The organism is Actibacterium sp. EMB200-NS6 (assembly GCF_001305615.1).
In the GTDB taxonomy this organism is placed as follows: Bacteria; Pseudomonadota; Alphaproteobacteria; order Rhodobacterales; family Rhodobacteraceae; genus Actibacterium_A; species Actibacterium_A naphthalenivorans.
This window is the reverse complement of sequence record NZ_CP010869.1, coordinates 1038059-1057369: the sequence shown is the minus strand read 5'-3', so window position 1 is coordinate 1057369 and position 19311 is coordinate 1038059. Positions and strand designations below refer to the sequence as shown.

Annotated in this window: 19 protein-coding genes; 8 read left to right on the top strand and 11 right to left on the bottom strand. The window is 66.9% G+C overall.

All coding sequences use genetic code 11. The annotated features are described in order from the left end of the window. Positions 1-21: 21 nt before the first annotated feature. Together ruvA and ruvC are read right to left on the bottom strand one after the other, a co-directional pair. A complete protein-coding gene (gene ruvA, locus TQ29_RS05245; RefSeq protein ID WP_054538306.1) occupies positions 22-690 on the bottom strand; it encodes a Holliday junction branch migration protein RuvA in 669 nt (222 codons plus the stop codon). Beyond that, the gene (gene ruvC, locus TQ29_RS05240; protein ID WP_054538305.1) at positions 687-1190 is read right to left on the bottom strand and encodes a crossover junction endodeoxyribonuclease RuvC; all 504 of its coding nucleotides are present in this window, start codon (positions 1188-1190) and stop codon (positions 687-689) included. The genes ruvA and ruvC overlap by 4 nt, the downstream gene beginning before the upstream one ends. Positions 1191-1516: 326 nt before the next feature. On the opposite strand from ruvC, the gene TQ29_RS05235 reads away from it, so the two are divergent. Beyond that, entirely contained in the window at positions 1517-1708 is a 192-nt protein-coding gene (locus TQ29_RS05235) for a DUF1127 domain-containing protein (RefSeq protein WP_037211056.1), read from the top strand. Positions 1709-1810: 102 nt separating this feature from the next. Here the strand turns inward: TQ29_RS05235 and TQ29_RS05230 are convergent, their stop codons facing one another. The 5 genes from TQ29_RS05230 to TQ29_RS05210 all read right to left on the bottom strand — a co-directional run bounded on the left by TQ29_RS05230 (position 1811) and on the right by TQ29_RS05210 (position 5852). Next, on the bottom strand, positions 1811-2158 hold the full coding sequence (locus tag TQ29_RS05230; RefSeq protein WP_054538304.1) for a hypothetical protein: 348 nt from the start codon (positions 2156-2158) through the stop codon (positions 1811-1813). Between the two features lie 79 nt (positions 2159-2237). Continuing rightward, positions 2238-3110: a 50S ribosomal protein L11 methyltransferase gene (locus TQ29_RS05225; RefSeq protein WP_054538303.1), complete on the bottom strand. Its 873-nt coding sequence runs from the start codon at positions 3108-3110 to the stop codon at positions 2238-2240. Positions 3111-3144: 34 nt separating this feature from the next. Continuing rightward, positions 3145-3702: a hypothetical protein gene (locus tag TQ29_RS05220; RefSeq protein ID WP_054538302.1), complete on the bottom strand. Its 558-nt coding sequence runs from the start codon at positions 3700-3702 to the stop codon at positions 3145-3147. 211 nt (positions 3703-3913) lie between these two features. Next, positions 3914-4564 carry a peptide-methionine (S)-S-oxide reductase MsrA gene (gene msrA, locus TQ29_RS05215; RefSeq protein ID WP_054538301.1) on the bottom strand — a complete coding sequence of 217 codons (651 nt, stop codon included), beginning with the start codon at positions 4562-4564 and terminating at the stop codon, positions 3914-3916. Positions 4565-4619: 55 nt separating this feature from the next. Further along, positions 4620-5852: an MFS transporter gene (locus tag TQ29_RS05210; RefSeq protein ID WP_054538300.1), complete on the bottom strand. Its 1233-nt coding sequence runs from the start codon at positions 5850-5852 to the stop codon at positions 4620-4622. Positions 5853-6003: 151 nt separating this feature from the next. Between TQ29_RS05210 and TQ29_RS05205 the strand changes: the two genes are divergently transcribed. From TQ29_RS05205 to TQ29_RS05190, 4 genes are all read left to right on the top strand, one after another. Beyond that, positions 6004-7065 carry a YeeE/YedE family protein gene (locus tag TQ29_RS05205; RefSeq protein WP_054538299.1) on the top strand — a complete coding sequence of 354 codons (1062 nt, stop codon included), beginning with the start codon at positions 6004-6006 and terminating at the stop codon, positions 7063-7065. 103 nt (positions 7066-7168) lie between these two features. Continuing rightward, entirely contained in the window at positions 7169-7546 is a 378-nt protein-coding gene (locus tag TQ29_RS05200; RefSeq protein WP_054538298.1) for a hypothetical protein, read from the top strand. Positions 7547-7555: 9 nt separating this feature from the next. Then, a complete protein-coding gene (locus TQ29_RS05195; RefSeq protein WP_054538297.1) occupies positions 7556-8065 on the top strand; it encodes a sigma-70 family RNA polymerase sigma factor in 510 nt (169 codons plus the stop codon). Then, positions 8062-8814, top strand: a complete 753-nt coding sequence (locus tag TQ29_RS05190) for an anti-sigma factor (protein WP_054538296.1) — start codon at positions 8062-8064, stop codon at positions 8812-8814. Before TQ29_RS05195 ends, TQ29_RS05190 begins: the two co-directional genes overlap by 4 nt. Positions 8815-8868: 54 nt before the next feature. Here TQ29_RS05190 and TQ29_RS05185 read toward each other — a convergent pair whose 3' ends face one another. After that, positions 8869-11064 (bottom strand): primosomal protein N', encoded by a 2196-nt coding sequence (locus TQ29_RS05185; protein ID WP_054538295.1) that lies wholly within the window; start codon positions 11062-11064, stop codon positions 8869-8871. 89 nt (positions 11065-11153) lie between these two features. Here TQ29_RS05185 and fsa point away from each other — a divergent pair, with 89 nt between their 5' ends. Genes fsa through TQ29_RS05170 form a run of 3 tightly spaced genes read left to right on the top strand, consistent with a single transcriptional unit; the run spans position 11154 to position 13479 of the window. Continuing rightward, complete coding sequence (gene fsa, locus TQ29_RS05180) at positions 11154-11807, top strand: fructose-6-phosphate aldolase (RefSeq protein ID WP_054538294.1); 654 nt, start codon at positions 11154-11156, stop codon at positions 11805-11807. A gap of 44 nt (positions 11808-11851) precedes the next feature. Then, complete coding sequence (locus TQ29_RS05175) at positions 11852-12559, top strand: DUF484 family protein (protein WP_054538293.1); 708 nt, start codon at positions 11852-11854, stop codon at positions 12557-12559. Next, positions 12556-13479, top strand: coding sequence for a tyrosine recombinase XerC (locus tag TQ29_RS05170; RefSeq protein ID WP_054538292.1), 924 nt, complete (start codon positions 12556-12558; stop codon positions 13477-13479). The genes TQ29_RS05175 and TQ29_RS05170 overlap by 4 nt, the downstream gene beginning before the upstream one ends. Positions 13480-13594: 115 nt before the next feature. Here TQ29_RS05170 and ileS read toward each other — a convergent pair whose 3' ends face one another. From ileS to TQ29_RS05155, 3 genes are all read right to left on the bottom strand, one after another. Continuing rightward, the gene (gene ileS, locus TQ29_RS05165; RefSeq protein ID WP_054538291.1) at positions 13595-16531 is read right to left on the bottom strand and encodes an isoleucine--tRNA ligase; all 2937 of its coding nucleotides are present in this window, start codon (positions 16529-16531) and stop codon (positions 13595-13597) included. A 280-nt stretch (positions 16532-16811) separates the two neighbouring features. Continuing rightward, positions 16812-17816, bottom strand: a complete 1005-nt coding sequence (locus TQ29_RS05160; RefSeq protein WP_054538290.1) for a YcjF family protein — start codon at positions 17814-17816, stop codon at positions 16812-16814. Beyond that, positions 17813-19231 (bottom strand): YcjX family protein, encoded by a 1419-nt coding sequence (locus tag TQ29_RS05155; RefSeq protein WP_054538289.1) that lies wholly within the window; start codon positions 19229-19231, stop codon positions 17813-17815. The genes TQ29_RS05160 and TQ29_RS05155 overlap by 4 nt, the downstream gene beginning before the upstream one ends. Positions 19232-19311 lie beyond the last annotated feature (80 nt).

The following is a 19311-nucleotide window of genomic DNA, read 5'->3' as shown; positions in this document are numbered from 1 at the left end:
CCGATGGGCCTGCCATCCACGTCATCCCTTGGGCGCCAGCAGCTTCAGCGCCGCGCGGATCAGCGCGGGCGTGTCGGCCCCGGGCGCGGCACCCGCGGCCTCGGCCACCGCCCCTGCCGCCTCTCCGGGGCCGTAGCCCAGATTGCCAAGCGCCGACAACGCATCAGCCTGCACCGAGGCGCTGCTCTGCACCGCCGGCGCGGCGGGCGGCGGCGCGGGGTTGTCTTCCAGAACCTCCGCCTGGGCGTCGCCCGTCGCGGCGGGCAAACCGCCGCCCATCGCCATCACCGCGGGCGCCTTGTCCTTCAGCTCCAGCACCACGCGCTGCGCCAGCTTGGGGCCGATGCCGGGCGCGGCCTTTACCGCCGCCCAGTCGCCCAACGCGATCGCGCGCGAAACACCTTCGGCGCCCAAAGTGCCCAGAATCGCTGTCGAGGCCTTGGCGCCAACCCCCTGCACGCTGGTCAGAAGACGGTGCCACTCCTTTTCCACGAGCGTCGGGAAACCGTAAAGCTGCAACAGATCCTCGCGCACCTGCAGATCGGTATAGAGTGCAACCGCCCCGCCCGGCCCCGGCAGCCCCGCCATCGTCCGGTCAGAGACATAGACAATATAACCGACCCCGCGCACATCGATCAGCACGTGATCGGCGCCGCGATAATCGAGCCGCCCGGCGATCCTGCCGATCATGATGCCCGCCTGACCGCGGCCGCCAGCCGCCCCGCCGTTTGCGCGTGATGCGCGTGGCACAGCGCGATCGCCAGCGCATCCGCCGCATCCGGCCCCGCGATCCGGACCCCCGGAAGCTGCAACCGTACCATGTGATCGATCTGGCGTTTGTCGGCATGGCCCACCCCGACCACGGTTTTCTTCACCGCGTTCGGCGCATATTCGCCCACCTCGAGCCCCGCCTGCGCCGGCACCAGCAGCGCGATCGCACGGGCCTGGCCCAGTTTCAGCGTCGCCACCGCATCCTTGTTGACGAATGTCTGCTCCACCGCCGCGGTATCGGGGGCGTATTGCGCGACGACACCCGTCAGCTGCGCATGAAGGCTCAGCAACCGCGCGGCCAGATCGCCGGCGGCAGTGTGGCAAATGCCGTTGGCAACATGGGAAATGCGCGATCCGTCAACCTCGATCACGCCCCAGCCCATGTTGCGAAGCCCAGGGTCCACCCCCAAAACGCGCATGCTCACCCCGATTTTCGTGTCTTTTCAGACGCAGTAGCACGAAAAGCGAACATCGGCCAGTGCCAATGCGGAACAGCGGAAATCCGCCCGTGCGCCGGCATGGGGTCAGAGACGGCATGAAACCGTCATTGCGAGGCCGGAAAACGACACCGCGCCGTTCATAATTTTTCACTTTGTAACAGTCCGTTAACGGGAGTCTCGACAATGTGAAAAACGCGCGGGCGCCATGTTGAACATTTGTCTTGCGCCGGCACAACCGGCACCCTATCTGCCGCCTGTCAGGGCGACTGATCCCTGAGTCTCAAACGGCAACAAGGACGACCAAGATGGCTGTATACAACACCACCCGCCCGCTCGCCGACGGCCGCCTTCTGGTGGGTCGTGTGGAGCGTCTGGTGACAACACTGACTGCGTGGAACAATGCCCGCATGACCCGCAACATGCTGGCAAAGCTGACCGACCGGGAACTGAGCGATATCGGCCTGGAACGGGGCGCGATCGACGACATCCGGGCCTGAACGGCCCGGCCACCTTCGAAAAACATGTAAACCCACCCCGCCACGCATGGCCGGAGTGGGTTTTTTTTCTGGCACTGTTTCTCGCCCTGCGGATGACGCGTTTTACAGCGGTGCCTTCAGCAACTCCCGCACATAGCCCGACATCCAGAGTGTCACCGGATCTGCCTGCATGACATAGGCCCCGACCTGTTCGATCTGGGTGCCCTGGTTCAGGCGCCCGACACGTTCCTGATAATCGGCTTCGCCGATCTGCGCGATCAGAATCGATTTGGCCACCAATGCGCTGGACACCACAAGAAACATCGGCCGCAGCAAGGACCGGCGCCCGACACGGCGGGTATAGCTGGACCGGCCAAGCGTACCGGCCGCTTCAAAGCCGCCGCCGCGCCGGTGAATACGCTCAATGCGGGTCAGCCGGCCGCGAAAATCCTGAATCTGAGGATCGAGCATAACAACGCCCCTTCAAAACACTCATCTACGCCCCCATGCGACGTTTGTAAGGTGAGAAAAAGGCACAATTATGGCAGGTTTAGCCGCTTTTCCTGAGACAAAGCGTCGTCCAGTCGCCGATCGCTTCGCGGGTGTGAACAATCAGCCCGTTTTCGGCATATGCGGCGACAACTTCTTCCGCCTGCTCGTTCAGAATTCCGGAAAGAATCGCATATCCGCCCGGCGCGATATACGCCCCCATGTCCGGCGCCAGCGCCACCAGCGGCCCTTTCAGGATATTGGCGAACACCAGATCGAACGGCGCCGCCGCGCTCAGATCCGGATGATCGAATCCGGCCGCCTCGACGCAGCGCACCCGCCCCTCCAGCCCGTTGCTGACGGCATTGGCCTGCGCCACCTCGACCGCGATCTGATCAATGTCCGAGGCCAGAACCGTCTCGGGCCAGATCTTCGCCGCGGCCATCGCCAGAACCGCCGTGCCGCAGCCGATATCGGCCACGTTATGCCCATGAAAGCCTTCCGCCGCCAGCCGGTCGAGCGCGCGCAGACAGCCCAGTGTCGTGCCATGATGGCCGGTGCCGAAGGCCATGGCCGCCTCGATCAACAGGGGCACCGCGCCTTCCGGCACCTTGTCGGCGTCATGGCTGCCATAGACGAAAAAGCGCCCCGCCTCGACCGGCGCAAGTTCGCGTTTGACCTTGGAAACCCAATCCACCTCGGGCAGTTCCGAAATCGCGAAATCCTGCGCGCCATGCATCGCCGCCAGCAGCGCCAGCCCCGCCCTGTCGGGCACTTCGGTGAAATAGCCGCCGACCTCCCACAGGCCGGACCCGTCCTCGATCTCGAACACGCCGACACCGGTAGGTTCTGGCTCCAGCCGCTCCATCGCCTCGCCCAGCGCCTCGGCGCTGTCTTTTCCCGGCAGGGTCGTCAGGGCGGTGAATGTCGGCATCGGGCGGCTCCGGTCTGTTGTTTCGCCCCTGCGCCTAGGCGTCCGCGCGGGTCTGGTCAAGCGCGCCGAGCGCCTGTGCCGTCAAAGTCTCGATGGGCAGGCGGGCGTCGAGGCGGATCACCGGGCATTCCAGCTCTTTCAGCCACAGGTCATGCACCCGGCGGCTGCGGCCCGTGAACTGCGGATCGTCATAGCTCATCGCCCAGTCCAGAAAGCTCTGGAACGCCCTGGATTGGGCGCCCCCCGGCTCGATCGCGCGGCCGTAGCGCCGGCGTTCGCGCGCGCGCAGCCGGGCCAGCCGAGCGCCGGACGGAAGCGACAGGAACACCACATGGGTCAGCCGCGGAATGATCGGATCGCCCCAGCCCGCGAAAGAGCCGGCCAGGATCCAGTCCGCCCGCGGCACGAACAGCGCATTCATCATCACCAGCCGCTCGGCGGCCGGGCGCTTGTCTCTGAATGGCGGGTCCGACGGGTACCAGTAGAAGTCATCGGTATCAAAGGCCTGCGTCGCCAGCGCCGTCGCCATGGCGCGGGCCAGCGTCGAGGTGCCAGAGCCGCTGGCGCCCATGATGTGAATCCGCTTGCCCATACGTCACAGGCCCCCGCGGCAGTCAGATATCAGGCAAAACATCCGGCGCGATCCTCGTGCGATCTTGCTGCCCAAGCTATAGCGCCTGCGCGAGCACACCGGCAACCCGTGATGATGCCGCAACGTCACGCAGATCCGGCGAACAACCCCGCAAATGCAAGGGAACGGCACCATGATGAAGCCCCTAGGCGCGGGCGGGCGCCGTCGGCCGTCAGGCCCCCGTCCCGATCGGACAGGTCACACCGGTACCGCCCAGCCCGCAATAGCCGCCGGGGTTCTTGGCCAGATATTGCTGGTGGTACCCCTCTGCGTAGAAGAAGGCCGGGGCGGGCAGGATTTCGGTGGTGATCGCGCCAAGCCCCGCCGCCGCCAGCCGCGGCGCGAACAGCGCCGCGCTGCGCTGCGCCGCCTCCAGCTGCGCGTCGGACGCCGCGTAGATACCGGAGCGGTATTGCGTGCCCATGTCATTGCCCTGGCGCATGCCCTGCGTCGGGTTGTGCCCTTCCCAGAAGATGCGCAGCAGATCGTCATAGCCGATCACGGCCGGATCATAGATGACGCGCACAACCTCGTTATGCCCGGTCTGGCCGGTGCAGACCTCTTCATAGGTCGGGTTGGGGGTGAAGCCGGCAGCATAGCCAGCCATCGTCAGATAGACACCGTCGAGCTTCCAGAACATCCGTTCGACGCCCCAGAAACAGCCCATGCCGAACATCGCCTCTTCCATCCCCTCCGGCACCGGCGCCTTCAGCGGGCGGCCGTTGACGAAATGGGTATCGGCGGTGGGGATCGGCGTGGGCCGGCCCGGCAGGGCATCTTGCGGGGCGACCATCTGGGTCTTGTTGCGGGCAAAGGCGAACATCGGTTCCTCCGTTTCCGGTAATCTTAACAGAATATAGAGGACGACACGGAAAAACCTACTCTGCCGGGGCAGGAAGGAGCCGCGCGAAGATGGTTTCATTGCCCGGTTCCGGGTGGCGCGGGATCATAAGCGCCAGCAACAGCGATGCCATGGCCATCCCGGCGGCCAGCGCGAACACGCCGCCCGGCGCCGTCACCCACAGATAGCCGAGCGCGGCGGGCAGGAACACGGCGGCGATATGGTTGATGGTAAAGGCCACGGCGGCGGTCGGCGCGATATCACCGGGGTCTGCGATCTTCTGGAAATAGGTCTTCAGCGCGAAGGCCAGCGCGAAAAACAGATGGTCGATCACGTAAAGCGTGGCCGCCAGCATCACACCCCAGCCGAAATAATAGATCCCGCCATAGGCCAGGAAAACGCAGATCAGGCCGGAATATTCGAACATCAGCGCCCGACGCTCGCCCCAGCGGGCCACGGCGCGGCCCATCAGCGGCGCGAAGATCATGTTGGCCAAGAAGTTGATCAGGAACAGCGCCGTCACCTCGTGCACCTCGAACCCGAAACGTTCGACCATCATGAAGGCCGCGAATACCACAAAGATCTGCCGCCGCGCGCCCGACATGAACTGCAACGCGTAATACAGCCAGTAGCGGCGGCGCAGGATGAACTTCTTCACCTGCGGATGCGGCGATTCAAACTGCGGATAGGCCAGAATGCAAAACGCCACCACCGCCAGCGTGAACCCGCCCGACACCATGTAAACGAAGTTGTAGGACAGATCGAACGCCTTCCACCCCACCACCAGCAGCCCGTAAGCCACCAGCGACGCGCCCGAGCCCACCGCCACCAGCCAGCCCAGCACCTGTGGCGCGCGGGCGCGGTCTATCCATTGCAGCTGCAATGACTGGTTGACGGTCTCGTAATAGTGAAAGCCGATCGAGCTGAGCATGGTGATGGTCAGAATGCCGCCCAGCGAAGGGAACCACGCGGTCACCGCCGTCGCCGCGCCCAGCAGGCCCAGCGCCACCAGCCCCAGCACCTGTTCGCGGATGAAGATGATCAGCGCGATCACCCCCACCGCCAGAAAGCCGGGAATTTCCCGCACCGTATGCAGCCAGCCGATCTCGACCCCGGTGAAATCCGCCACCTCGATCACGAAGTTGTTCAACAGCGCCGACCAAGTGGCAAAGGCCACCGGCATCGCCATGGCCATCAGCACGAGCAGCACAACGGGCTGCCGCCAGCGCGGCAGGTCATGCGCCTGTGCAAGGGGAACGATCCGGGCCATGCCATCCCGATATTCCCTTCGCGCGGGCTTGGCGAGCGTAAAATGCCGCCCGGCCCCCGATTGGCCAACGCCCCCCCCTGATCTGGATCAAGGCAAAAAACCCCGTTGAAGGCAAAACTCCGCAAACCCGATGTGCAGGGGAGGGTGCGCGATGGATGTTCTGAGTGTGGTCGAATGGGTCGGAGAGGCCCGCGCGGCGGCGATTTTCGGGCTGATCACCGGCATTGTCTTCGGTGTGGCGGCGCAACGCTCCTCTTTCTGCCTGCGCGCGGCGACCGTGGAATTCGCGCGCGGCCAGCTTGGGCCCCGGGTTTCTGTCTGGCTGCTGACATTCTCCACCGCCGTGGTCTGGGTGCAGGGCGCGCAGATGCTGGGCCTGATGCGGGCCGAAGAAGCGCGGATGATGGCGGTGACCGGCTCCTGGTCGGGCGCGGTGATCGGCGGGCTGGTGTTCGGGGTCGGCATGGTGCTGGCGCGGGGCTGTTCGGGGCGGCTTCTGGTGCTGGCGGCCACGGGCAACCTGCGCGCCGTGATTTCTGGGCTGATCTTCGCCGTCGTCGCTCAGATGAGCCTGCACGGCTGGATGGCGCCCCTGCGCAACTGGCTGGCGGGGCTCTGGATCACGCCGGGCGGGCGCAACGTCAACCTGCTGGAGGCGACGGGCGTGCCCGCAGGCAGCGGGCTGGCGCTGGGTCTGGCGCTGGCGCTGGTGGCGCTGTGGTTTTCGCACCGCAACCGGATCGGCGCACGCACCCTGATCTTCGCCTCGGGCGTGGGCTTTGCGGTGGCGGTGGGCTGGGTGCTGACCTTCGGGCTGGCACAGGTCAGCTTTGATCCGGTTCAGGTCGAAAGCGCCACGTTCACCGGCCCTTCGGCCAATACGCTGATGTTCTTTCTGGTCAGCGACCCGGTGCTGGAGTTCGACATCGGGCTGGTGCCCGGCGTCTTCATCGGCGCCTTCCTCGCCGCCGCGCTGGCGGGCGAGCTTCGGTTCCAGGGCTTTCAGGATGCCGACAACATGAAACGCGCGATGACGGGCGCGGCGCTGATGGGCTTTGGCGGGATGCTGGCGGGCGGCTGCGCCATCGGCGCGGGCGTCACCGGCGGGTCGATCTTCGCGGGCACCGCTTGGCTGGCGCTGTTTTGCATGTGGGTGGGCGCGATCGTCACCGATTTCGTGATCGATCAGCCCGGCCTGCGCGCCGCGGCCTGACAAATGCGTGAGCGGCCGGGATTATTCCCGCCGCGCCTGCGTCATTCATGGCAGGTGTCCCGCAACGGGGCGCCCGAACAGACCCTTATACCGGAGCCTGACCATGAAACCGACCCTTCCTGCCCTTGCCGCCGCCCTGGCGCTGTCGGCCACCGCGGCCTTCTCTGCCGTTGCCATCCAGACCGGCGACACCGCCACCGGCAAGGTGCTGACCGATGGCGCGGGGCTGAGCCTCTATACCTTCGACAATGACACGCCCGCCGTGTCGGCCTGCTATGACGCCTGCGCCACTAACTGGCCGCCGCTCGAGGCGAAATCCAACGCCCGCCCGCAGGGCGAGTTCGGCATCATCCTGCGCGCCGACGGCACCCGGCAGTGGAGCTTTCGCGGCCAGCCGCTCTACCTGTGGATCAATGACAAGGCCCCCGGCGACATCAGCGGCGATGGCGTCAAGGGCGTGTGGCATCTGGCCAGACCCTGAGCCCGCGCCATGACCCTTCTGGATGAGATCGAGGCCGCCATCCCCGCCCTGCGCCGCTATGCGCACGGGCTGATCGGCGACCGCGACGCGGCCGACGATCTTGTCCAGGATTGTCTGGAACGGGCCGTCGCCAAACGCCATCACTGGCGCCGCGACGGCCCCGCCCGGGCGTGGATGTTCCGCATCCTGCTGAACTGCCACCGCGACAACCTGCGCCGCCGCCCCCGCCATCTGACGGCGGTCGAGGATCTGGCCGTCGAGCCCGCCCTCCCCGGCGATCAGGAGGCGCATCTGGCCCTGACCGAGGTGCAGGCCGCCATCGCCGCCCTGCCCCACGACCAGCGCGAGGCGTTGCTGCTGGTCGCGCTTGATGGCATGAGCTTTGACGAAGCCGCCGCCACGCTCGGCATCCCCAAGGGCACGCTGATGTCGCGCCTTGGCCGCGCGCGGGAAAAACTGCGCGTCCAGACAGGGCGCGAACGCCCCGCGCGCCCGACACCGAAAAGGCAGACCCCATGACCCAGATCCCCGAAGACCGGCTTCTGGCCTATTTCGAAGGCGCGCTTGGCGCCGAAGACGCCCGGGCGCTGGCCGAACGCCTGCCCGACGAGCCGCAGGCGCGGGCCTTGCTGGAGGTCTGGGCGCGCCAGAACGCCGCCATCACCGCGCTCTACGCCCCGGTGGCCGAAGAGCCGGTGCCGGAACGTCTTCTGGCCGTCACCCGCCGTCGCCCGCCCACCATTGCAACACCGGCGCCGCTGCTGCGCATCGCCGCGATGCTGGGCCTGCTGGCGCTTGGCGGCGCGGGCGGCTGGCTGGCCGCCGACCTGCGCCCCGACGCGCCGCGCGCGCTGGCCGAGGCCGCCATCGCCGCGCATGAAACCTATGTGGTCGAGGTGATCCACCCGGTGGAGGTCGAGGCGACGCAGGCCGCGCATCTGACAGGCTGGATCTCCAACCGGCTGGGCCACAGCATCGCGCCGCCCGATTTCGCGGCCCTCGGCTTTCGCCTGATGGGCGGGCGGGTGCTGCCCGGCGATACCGGCGCGGCGGCGCTGTTCATGTATGAGGATGATCTGGGCCGCCGGGTCACACTTTATGTCGCGCCCGAAACCGGCGGCGCGCAGACCGCATTCCAGTTCGCCGAACAGGGCGATATGCAAAGCTTCTACTGGATGGACGGCACCCTGAACTACGCGGTGGTCGGCGACATACCGCGCGACGCGTTGCGCCGGATCGCGCTGGCCGCCTATGATCAACTGATCTGAACCGCTTTTCCGCCCGGACAGGCGTGATCGCAGGTGCCCGCCAAGAGCAACCGTTCAGTAAAAGCTCTGCGGGTCGATATCGATCTGCAGCCGCAGATTAGCCGGCAGCTTCACCTGCGCCACCCAGAGCTTCAGCGCCGCCTGCAACGGCGCGCTCTTGTCCGCCTTCACCAGCAGCCGCACCCGGTGCCGCCCGCGGATCCGTGCGATCGGCGCGGGCGCCGGGCCAAAGACCTGCGCCCCGATCCGGCGCAGCGGCGCATCCTGCCGCGCCAGCGCCGCGCCCAGATCGAACGCCTCCTGCGCATCGGGGCCGCTCAGCACGATCCCGGCCATACGGCCATAGGGTGGCACCCCCGCCGCCCGCCGCTCGGCCGCCTCGGCCTGCCAGAACCCTTCCTCATCGCCCGACAGAATGGCACGGATCACCGGGTGTTCCGGCTGAAAGCTCTGCAACAGCGCCAGGCCGGGCTTCTCCGCCCGGCCCGCCCGGCCCGATACCTGCCGCATCAGTTGAAACGTCCGCTCTGCCGCGCGCAGGTCCGACCCCTGCAGCCCCAGATCGGCGTCGATCACCCCCACAAGCGTCAGCAGTGGAAAATTATGCCCCTTGGCCACCAGCTGGGTGCCGATGATGATATCAGCCGCACCCGCCGCAATCGCCTCTATCTGCTCCTTCAGCGCCCGCGCCGAGGCATAGAGATCGGATGAAAGCACCGCCACCCGCGCCTGCGGAAACAGCGCCGCCACCTCTTCGGCCATCCGCTCCACCCCCGGCCCCACGGGCGCCAGCCGGTCCTCGGCCCCGCAGGACGGGCAGGCCCGCGGGATCGGCTTGGTTTCTCCGCATTGATGGCAGACAAGGCGTTTCTGAAACCGGTGCTCGACCATCCGCGCATCGCAATGATCGCAGCCGATCTGATGGCCGCAGGCCCGGCAGATCGTCACCGGAGCATAGCCGCGCCGGTTCAGAAACAGCAGCGCCTGCTCGCCCGCCGCCATACGCGCCGTGACCTCGCGCTGTAGCGTCGGAGAAATCCAGCGGTTCCCCGGCAGGTCTTCCTCGCGCATGTCGATCGCGCGCATCTCGGGCAGCACGGCGGCCCCGAAACGGGATGTCAGATCCAGCCGCCGGTATTTGCCCGCCTCGACATTGGCCCAGCTTTCCAGCGACGGCGTGGCCGAGGCCAGCACCACCTGCGCCGAACAAAGCGAGGCACGCAGCACCGCCATGTCCCGCGCATTGTAAAGCGCGCCATCCTCTTGCTTGTAAGACGTGTCATGCTCTTCATCGACCACGATCAGCCCCAGATCGCGGAACGGCAGAAACAGCGCCGACCGCGCGCCGACGATCAGCTGCGCGCCGCCCTGCCCGGCCATCTTCCAGCAGCGCCGCCGCTCTGTCATCGTCACGCCCGAATGCCACTCGGAGGGCTTGGCGCCGAACCGCGCCTCCACCCGGGTCAGAAACCCCGCCGTCAGCGCGATCTCGGGCAAAAGCACCAGCGCCTGCCGCCCCTGCGCCAGACATTCGGCCACCGCCTCGAGGTAAACCTCGGTCTTGCCCGATCCCGTGACACCCTTCAGCAGCGTCGCGCCATAGCAGCCGCTCGCCGCGCCCGCGCGCAGCGCCGCCGCCGCCGCCGCCTGATCGCCGGTCAGCGCATGGCCCGCCATCGCGGGGTCCAGCCGCGGATAGGGCATGTCGCGCGGCGTGTCTTCCTCTGACACCACGCCCTGCTTGACCAGCCCCTTGATAACGGACGTCGAAACCCCCGCCATCCCCGACAGCTCGCTCAGGGTGAAGGCCAGCCCGCCATATTCCTCCAGCACCGCCAGCACCCGGCCGCGCGCCTCCGTCTCGCGGTCCGGCCGGCCCTGCCCCAGGCGAAACACCTTGCGCATCGACACAGCCCCGCCCAGCCCCGGCGCCCGCGTCGCCAACCGCAGCATCGCCGGCATCGGCGTCAGCGTGTATTCGGCCGCGCGGGTCAGAAACGCCCGCATCTCCGCGCGCATCGGCGCGGCGTCCAGCACCCGGTTCACCGGGCGCACCTTGCCCAGATCATAGCCGCCCTCGCCCGGCCCCCAGACCACGCCCAGCACCTTGCGCGGGCCCAGCGGCACCTCGACAAAGGCGCCAAGATGGCATCCGCCCTCGGGCGCGCGGTAATCCAGCGTCCGGTCCAGCGGCTGCGTGGTCAGCACCGCCACCAGCGCACCTTCGTCGTAGAATTCGGGCAGATCCATGTCAGAGCATTCCGTCCGGGGCTTTCCGCCACGCGGGGCTTGGGGTATCAGAGGCGCGAACAGGCTTATCAAACCGCAGGACGGATACCATGAAATTCTTTGTCGACACCGCCGACGTGGCCGCCATTGCCGAACTCAACGATCTGGGCATGGTCGACGGGGTCACCACCAACCCCTCGATCATCCTGAAATCCGGCCGTGACATCCTCGAAGTCACCAGGGAGATCTGCGATCTGGTCGAGGGCCCGGTGTCGGCCGAGGTGGTCGCCACCGATGCCGACGACATGATCGCCGAGGGCCGCAAGCTGGCCCAGATCGCCGAAAACATCTGCATCAAGGTGCCGCTCACTTGGGACGGGCTGAAAGCCTGCAAGGTGCTGTCGGACGAAGGCAACAAGCTGAACGTCACGCTGTGCTTCTCGGCCAACCAGGCGCTGCTGGCGGCCAAGGCGGGCGCGACATTCATCTCGCCGTTTATCGGGCGTCTGGATGACATCAACCTCGATGGAATGGATCTGATCGCCGATATCCGCACGATCTATGACAATTACAACTTCGGAACCGAAATTCTGGCCGCCTCGATCCGCTCGGTCAACCACATGAAGGACGCGGCCCTGATCGGTGCCGACGTGGCCACCGCCCCGCCCGCCGTGATCAAGGCCATGGCCCATCACGTGCTCACCGACAAGGGACTGGACGCCTTCCTGAAAGATTGGGCAAAAACGGGGCAGAAAATCCTCTGACTTTCATGTAAGGTCATGAAAAAAGACGAGAGCGAGGCGACTGGATGAGCGGCACAGCCCTGACCGAAACCAAACTGCGCGAGCAGATCATCGCGGACCCGGATGTGATCCTCGAAGATCAGGACGTGCTGCACGCCCTGATCGCGGCCAATGAAAAAAGCCTCGGCGGGAACATCATCGATCTGCGCGGCATCGCGATGGAACGGCTCGAGGCCCGGCTGGAACGGCTGGAAGACACCCACCGCTCGGTCATCGCGGCGGCCTATGAAAATCTCGCGGGCACCAATCAGGTGCACCGCGCGCTTCTCAAGCTGCTCGATCCGGCCGATTTCGAAAGCTTCCTGCGCAATCTGGGCGATGACGTCGCCACGATCCTGCGGGTCGATTGCATCCGGCTGGTGCTGGAAACCCGGCAGGCGGGCACCGATCCGGCGGTTCAGCGGCTCGGCGGCGTGCTGACCGTGGTCGAACCGGGCTTCATCAACCGCTACCTGACCATGGGCCGCAACGCCCCCGCGCGCAACGTGACCCTGCGCCAGGTCGAACCCAAAAGCGATCGTGTCTATGGCGACATGGCCGACTGGATCCGGTCAGAGGCGCTGCTGAAACTCGATTTCGGCCCCGGCCGCCTGCCTGGCCTTCTGGTGATGGGCGCCGAAGATCCGCATCAGTTCACCCCCAATCAGGGCACCGATCTTCTGGCCTTCTTCGCGGGCGTCTTCGAAAGAACGATGCGCCGCTGGCTGTCGTGAGCCTGTCGATCTCTCCGGCGGCCCGCGATGCGCTGCAAAGCTGGCTGGAGCATGAAAAGGCGCTGAACGGCGCCGCATCCAACACCCTGAAAGCCTACCGCATCGATGTGCTCGGCTTTCTCGCCTTCCTCTCCGGCCATTTCGGCGCCTCTACCGGGCTGGCGCCGCTGGCCCGGCTGAGCGTCACCGACATGCGCGCCTGGATGGCGCATGAACGCGGGCGCGGGGTGGCCGCACGCTCGCTGGCGCGGTCGCTCTCGGCGGTCAAGAGCTTCTGCCGCTGGCTGGGAGAGCGTGAAGGGTTCGAACCCACCGCCGTGCTCTCCACCCGCGCGCCCAAATTCCAGAAGAAACTGCCGCGCCCGCTGGCCGAGGATGCCGCGCGCGCGATGATCGACACGGTCGAGCTTCAGGCGCAAAAAGGCTGGGTCGCCGCCCGTGACGCAGCGGTCCTGACCCTGCTCTACGGCTGCGGGCTGCGCATCTCCGAAGCGCTAGGCCTGACCGGCGCCGATGCGCCGCTGCCCGACGTGCTGCGCATTCGCGGCAAGGGCGGCAAAGAGCGGCTGGTGCCGGTCCTGCCCGCCGCGCGAGAGGCGGTGGACCGCTACACCGCGCTTTGCCCGCATGACCTGCCCGCCGATGCGCCGCTGTTTCGCGGCACCCGCGGCGGCCCGCTGAACCCGAGGCTGATCTCGGGCGTGATGGAGGCCGCGCGGATGCAACTCGGCCTGCCCGCCACCGCCACCCCCCACGCGATGCGCCACAGCTTCGCCACCCACCTGCTCGGCGCCGGCGGCGACCTGCGCGCGATACAAGAGCTGCTTGGCCATGCCTCGCTCTCCACCACCCAGGCCTATACGGCGGTCGATACCGCGCGCCTGATGGAGGTCTACGACAAGGCCCATCCCAAAGCATGACGCGGCGGGTGGCCCGCGCCCCTTTCATCTTTCCCCAAATATCCCCGCCGGAGGCACCGCCGCGCGCCCCGCGCGGCGCAAACAATACCGCCGCGCCGCAGGCGCGCCCGCCAGCCTACCCCAGCGCCATATCGCACCGCCGGCACACGCCCGCATGCTTGTGCGTCCCCACATCGGGCAGGATCTTCCAGCAGCGCTGACATTTCTCGCCATCGGCCTTTTCGAACACCACGCCCATGCCCTCGACCTCGGGCATCCGGAACGCCTCGTTCGGGCTGGGGTCGCCGGTCAGAACCACATCGGAGGTGATGCAGATATCGGCGAAATCCACCGATTTCAGCGCCTTGAGCACATCGGCATCCGCCACATGCACCACCGGCGCCGCCTCCAGCGAGGCGCCGATCACCTTGTCGCGCCGCTGTACCTCCAGCGCCGCCGTCACCACCCGGCGGGCCTGCCGGATACCGGCCCATTTCGCCGCCAGCGCGTCGTCTCGCCAGTCCGCCGGCGTGTCGGGGATATCGACCAGATGAACCGAACTGTCATCGCCCGGGAATCGCTCCAGCCAGACCTCTTCCATGGTGAACACCAGAACCGGCGCCAGCCAGGTGGTCAGCCGGTGGAACAGGATGTCCAGCACGGTGCGCGCGGCGCGCCGCTCAAGGCTGTCGGCGGCATCGCAATAAAGCGCGTCCTTGCGGATGTCGAAGTAGAACGCGCTCAGCTCCACCGTCGCAAAGGTAAACAACGCCTGGAACACACCCTGGAAATCATAGGCGCCATAGCCCGTGCGCACGCGTTCGTCCAGCTCGGCCAGCCGGTGCAGCACCCAGCGCTCCAGCTCGGGCATATCGCCCGGCGCCACCTGCTCGTCCGGCGAATATCCGGCCAGATTGCCCAGCAGGAAGCGCATCGTGTTGCGCAGCCGGCGATAGCTGTCGGCGACGCCTTTCAGGATTTCCGGCCCGATCCGCTGATCGGCGGTATAGTCGGTCTGCGCCACCCAAAGCCGCAGGATATCGGCGCCATATTGCTTGACCACCTCCTCGGGCACGATCGTGTTGCCGATGGATTTGGACATCTTGATGCCCTTCTCGTCCAGCGTGAACCCGTGGGTCAGCACCCCGCGATAGGGCGCGCGCCCCTTGGTGCCGCAGGCCTGCAGCATCGAGGAATGGAACCAGCCGCGGTGCTGGTCGGTACCTTCGAGATAGAGATCGGCAATACCGTCTTCCGCGCCGTCGGGACGGTCGCGCAGCACGAACGCATGGGTCGAACCGGAATCGAACCACACATCCAGAATGTCGGTCACCTGCTCATAGTCATCCGGGTTCACCGCATCGCCAAGGAACCGTTCCTTCGCGCCCGCCTTGTACCAGGCATCCGCGCCCTCGGCCTCGAACGCCACGGCGATGCGGGCGTTGACCGCCGGATCGCGCAGCAGGAAATCGGCATCCGTGGGCAAGGCGTCCTTCTTGACGAAACAGGTCAGCGGCACGCCCCAGGCGCGCTGGCGCGACAGCACCCAGTCTGGCCGGTTCTCGATCATCGAATAAAGCCGGTTGCGCCCGGTCTTCGGCGTCCACTCCACCAGCTTGTCGATGCTGGTCAGCGCGCGCTGCCGGATCGTGGTGCCATAGCGATCCTGCCCGTCGCCCACCTCGCGGTCGATGGCAGCGAACCATTGCGGCGTATTGCGATAGATGACCGGGGCCTTGGAGCGCCAGCTGTGCGGATAGGAATGCTTGATCTTGCCGCGCGCCAGCAGCCCGCCCACCTCGGCCAGCTTGTCGATCACCGCCTTGTTGGCGTCGCCCTCCTTGCCGTTGGGCTTGAGGATGCGCTTGCCGCCGAAGAACGGCAGATCGGCGCGGAAAGAACCATCGTCCATCACGTTATAGGTGATGACCTGCGGCAGCATGCCCAGATCGCGGTAAAGCTCGTATTCCTCCATCCCGTGGCTGGGGGCGCAATGGACGAATCCGGTGCCCTCCTCGTCAGTCACGAAATCCGCGGCGCGGAAGTCGCGCGGCTCGTCCCACTCGCCGTTCGAGCCTTCAGCGCCCGCCAGCGGGTGTACCAGCGACAGGCCCGCCAGTTCCCGGGCCGGCACGTCGCGGACGCGGGTCCACATCTCGTCCGACAGACGCGCGCGGGTAAAGACATCGGCGGCCAGCTTGTCGGCCAGGATGAACCTGTCTCCCGGCTTGGCCCAGCATTCCTCGGGCGTGTCGGTAACCTCGTAAAGCCCATAGGCATAGTCCGCGCCATAGACGACCGCCTTGTTGGACGGGATCGTCCAGGGCGTGGTGGTCCAGATCACGACGCTGGCGCCCACCAGGTCAGAGGTGTCGGCGTCCGTAGCGGTGTTGGACGGGCCAGAGGCCACGCGGAACTTCACCCAGATGGTGAAGCTTTCCTTGTCGTGATATTCGACCTCCGCCTCGGCCAGAGCGGTCTCCTCGACGGGCGACCACATCACCGGTTTCGAGCCCTGGTAGAGCGTGCCGTTCATCAGGAATTTCATGAACTCCTCGGCGATCACCGCCTCGGCGTGGAAATTCATCGTCAGATAAGGATCGGCCCAGTTGCCCGTCACACCCAGACGCTTGAATTCCTCGCGCTGGATATCCACCCAGCCCTCGGCGAACTTGCGGCATTCCTGGCGGAAATCCACGATCGGCACGTCATCCTTGTTGCGGCCCTTCTTGCGGTACTGCTCTTCGATCTTCCATTCGATCGGCAGACCATGGCAATCCCAGCCCGGCACATAACGCGCATCGCGGCCCATCATCTGCTGGCTGCGCACCACCATATCCTTCAGGATCTTGTTCAGCGCGTGGCCGATATGCAGATGCCCGTTCGCATAGGGCGGGCCGTCATGCAGGATGAATGGGGTGCGGCCCTGCTTTTCGCGCAGGCGGTCGTAAACCCCGATCTCGGCCCAGCGGGCCAGCCATTCCGGCTCGCGCTTGGGCAGTCCGGCGCGCATCGGGAAATCGGTTTCGGGCAGGTTCAGCGTGTCTTTATAGTCGGGCGTGTCGGCACACATGGGGCGTGCTCCTTCAAAGGGTCTTCGCGGATGTATGGAGGGGGCGGCGCGAGCGGTCAAACGCCTTGTCCCGGCAGCTCATGTTGTCAGAGCGCCGGGCCGGTAATTCGAATGATGATCGCCACGGGGTACATCATGCACCGGCTTATAGGCCGCCGCCGCCGGGCCGTAAAGACATCAGCCAGAGGCCGCCCGCTCTGCGCGGCTTGCGCGGCCCGTGCCGTGGGGCGGCAGGCATCTCTTGCGGGACGCGCGCGCAGGCGCGGCCCGCACCGCCGGATCACGCCCCGCCTTCACCGAACAGCCCGGTCAGCGCCCGTTTGACCAGCGCCGTCACCGAGGGGCGCTTCTTGCGCACGAAGGGCAGCGGGCGGCACACTTCCATCGCCGCCACACCCACGCGGGCGGTCAGCGCGCCGTTCACCACGCCCTCGCCAAACCGGCGCGACACTTTCGACAGCACCCCGCCCCCCGCGAAAGAGCCCAGCATGTCGTCGCCCACGGCCACCGCGCCGGTGGCCACCAGATGGGTCATCACCACCTGAGTCAGGCGCCAGCTTCCCAGCACACCGGCGCGGCCGCCGTAAATCTCGGCAATGCGCCGGATCATCCGCAAATTCGACGTCAGCGCGGCGATCAGATCGGCCAGCGCCAGCGGCACCAGCGCCGTCACTGCGGCCACCTGCCGCGCGGCGGCCTCGATCTCGCGCGCGGCGGCGGCATCGAGCGGGGCCAGCAGCTCCAGCTCGGCCAGCGCCAGAAGCCCGTCGGTATCCAGCATCTCGCCCTTGCGTTCGTCGAACCGCTGGCGCCCCCAGGCCAGATCCTCGCGCCCGTGGTACAGCTGCTCCAGCCGCCCGGTCACGACCCGCGCCGCCGCCAGATCATCGGCCACCAGCGCCGCCTCGGCCGCGTGGTGCAGGCTGTCGACCCGCCGCAGCCGGGCAAAGGCCGCGACCTCGCGCAGCGCCACCAGAACGCAGGCCACCAGCACCAGTACCACAAGCCCCAGCGCCACCGTGCCGACCACCGTGTTCCGCGACAAAAGCCCGGTGATGAAATCCCACGCCATGACAGAGGCGACAAAGCCGATCAGCGCCACCAGCGCCCCCCAGAAGAACCGGCCCAGCCGCGACCGGCGGCGCGCCGCCAGCACCGCCATGGTCTGCATCGCCTGGCCCGTCGGCATGTCGGGCGCCCCATCGGGCACCGGCGGCGCGGTGGCCGGGGTCTCGGCCCCGGCCTCTTCCAGTTCGATCAGCACCGGGCCTTGCTTTGCTGTCATGTCAGGCGATCTCCGATCAGAAACTCAGCGGCCTTGTCCAGCCGGATATGCGGCGGCCCCTCGCCCGGCTTCAGGGTCAGCCGGGCGGGCGCGAAACGCATGATCCGGTAATCCGCGTCCAGCCATGCCTCTTGTCCGCTGCGGGCGGCGGCCAGAATGCGGGCCGGATCCTCTGGCAATGCGCCGGGATAGAACGCCGCCTGCTTGCCGCTGTCCAGCAATGTGCCGCGCACGCAGTCCAGGGTTTCGCCCTCATGGGTCAGCGTCTCTTCCACCGTCGCCCGGTAGGCGGCGACGGACATCGCTGCCGTGCGCGCGCCCGCGAAATCGGCGCGGTCCTTGGCGTCGCGCAACAGCGCCTCCATGATCGCGGTCAGCCGCCCGTGCTGGCGGTGATGCAAATGGTCGGCCTTGGTCGCCGCGAACAGGATGCGCTCCACCCGCCGGCCATGCAGGATCTGGCTCAGCCAGGCGTTGCGCCCGGGCCGGAACGCCGAAAGGATCTCGCGCATCGCATAGCGCAGATCCTCCACCGCCTTCGGTCCGGCGTGGATCGCCCCCAGCGCATCGACCAGCACGATCTGCCGGTCGATCCTGGAAAAATGATCGCGGAAGAAGGGTTTGACCACTTCGCGCTTGTAGGCCTCGTAGCGGCGCTCCATCTCGCGCCAGAGCGAGCCGCGCGGGGTTTCGGCGGGCCGGGGCAGCGGCGCGAACGTCAGCACGGGCGAGCCCTCCAGCTCTCCGGGCAGCAGGAACCGGCCGGGCGTGCAATCGGAAAACCCCTGGGCCCGCGCAGCCTGCAGATAGGTGGTGAACACCTGCGCCAGCGTCTTGGCCACGGGTTCGTCCAGCCGTGCGGAGGCATCCGCGCCGCGCAACGCCGCGTGCAGCCCGTCGGCGAAATCGCGGCTCTTGGCGCGGGCCAGCGTTTCGGCAGACCAATCGGCATAGGACTTGTCCAGCAGCGCCAGATCCAGCAGCCATTCGCCGGGGTAATCGACAATATCCAGATGTACCGTGCGCGGCCCCGAGATCGCACCGATCAATCCGCCGGGCTGAACCCGGAACGACAGCCGCAGTTGCGCCACGGCGCGGGTGCTTTCGGGCCAGTGCGGGGTGTCGCCTGTCAGCGCGGCCAGATGGGTTTCATAATCGAAACGCGGCACCGTCACATCCGGCTGCGGCTGTAGATAGGCGCTCAGGATCGACCCGCTCGAGGCCGCCACAAGCTGCGGCATCCGCCCCCGATCCAGCAGGTTCGCCACCAGCGAGGTGATGAACACCGTCTTGCCCGCGCGGGACAGCCCGGTAACGCCCAACCGCACCACGGGCTCGAAGAATATGTCCGATACGGTGGCGCCGATACCTTCGACCCCGCGCGCCAGACCGTCTGCAATATCGCCTATGCCCACGCCTGCCCCTCATGTTATCCGCCCCAAGATAGGCGCGGCCATCGGGTTTCGCCAGCCAAGATCCGGCACGGCCGCGATTG

Excerpts from the sequence above, each read along its gene's own strand:
- ruvA (WP_054538306.1), bottom strand. The coding sequence starts at position 690 with ATGATCGGCAGGATCGCCGGGCGGCTCGATTATCGCGGCGCCGATCAC.
- ruvC (WP_054538305.1), bottom strand. The coding sequence starts at position 1,190 with ATGCGCGTTTTGGGGGTGGACCCTGGGCTTCGCAACATGGGCTGGGGC.
- TQ29_RS05235 (WP_037211056.1), top strand. The coding sequence starts at position 1,517 with ATGGCTGTATACAACACCACCCGCCCGCTCGCCGACGGCCGCCTTCTG.
- TQ29_RS05230 (WP_054538304.1), bottom strand. The coding sequence starts at position 2,158 with ATGCTCGATCCTCAGATTCAGGATTTTCGCGGCCGGCTGACCCGCATT.
- TQ29_RS05225 (WP_054538303.1), bottom strand. The coding sequence starts at position 3,110 with ATGCCGACATTCACCGCCCTGACGACCCTGCCGGGAAAAGACAGCGCC.
- TQ29_RS05220 (WP_054538302.1), bottom strand. The coding sequence starts at position 3,702 with ATGGGCAAGCGGATTCACATCATGGGCGCCAGCGGCTCTGGCACCTCG.
- msrA (WP_054538301.1), bottom strand. The coding sequence starts at position 4,564 with ATGTTCGCCTTTGCCCGCAACAAGACCCAGATGGTCGCCCCGCAAGAT.
- TQ29_RS05210 (WP_054538300.1), bottom strand. The coding sequence starts at position 5,852 with ATGGCCCGGATCGTTCCCCTTGCACAGGCGCATGACCTGCCGCGCTGG.
- TQ29_RS05205 (WP_054538299.1), top strand. The coding sequence starts at position 6,004 with ATGGATGTTCTGAGTGTGGTCGAATGGGTCGGAGAGGCCCGCGCGGCG.
- TQ29_RS05200 (WP_054538298.1), top strand. The coding sequence starts at position 7,169 with ATGAAACCGACCCTTCCTGCCCTTGCCGCCGCCCTGGCGCTGTCGGCC.
- TQ29_RS05195 (WP_054538297.1), top strand. The coding sequence starts at position 7,556 with ATGACCCTTCTGGATGAGATCGAGGCCGCCATCCCCGCCCTGCGCCGC.
- TQ29_RS05190 (WP_054538296.1), top strand. The coding sequence starts at position 8,062 with ATGACCCAGATCCCCGAAGACCGGCTTCTGGCCTATTTCGAAGGCGCG.
- TQ29_RS05185 (WP_054538295.1), bottom strand. The coding sequence starts at position 11,064 with ATGGATCTGCCCGAATTCTACGACGAAGGTGCGCTGGTGGCGGTGCTG.
- fsa (WP_054538294.1), top strand. The coding sequence starts at position 11,154 with ATGAAATTCTTTGTCGACACCGCCGACGTGGCCGCCATTGCCGAACTC.
- TQ29_RS05175 (WP_054538293.1), top strand. The coding sequence starts at position 11,852 with ATGAGCGGCACAGCCCTGACCGAAACCAAACTGCGCGAGCAGATCATC.
- ileS (WP_054538291.1), bottom strand. The coding sequence starts at position 16,531 with ATGTGTGCCGACACGCCCGACTATAAAGACACGCTGAACCTGCCCGAA.
- TQ29_RS05160 (WP_054538290.1), bottom strand. The coding sequence starts at position 17,816 with ATGACAGCAAAGCAAGGCCCGGTGCTGATCGAACTGGAAGAGGCCGGG.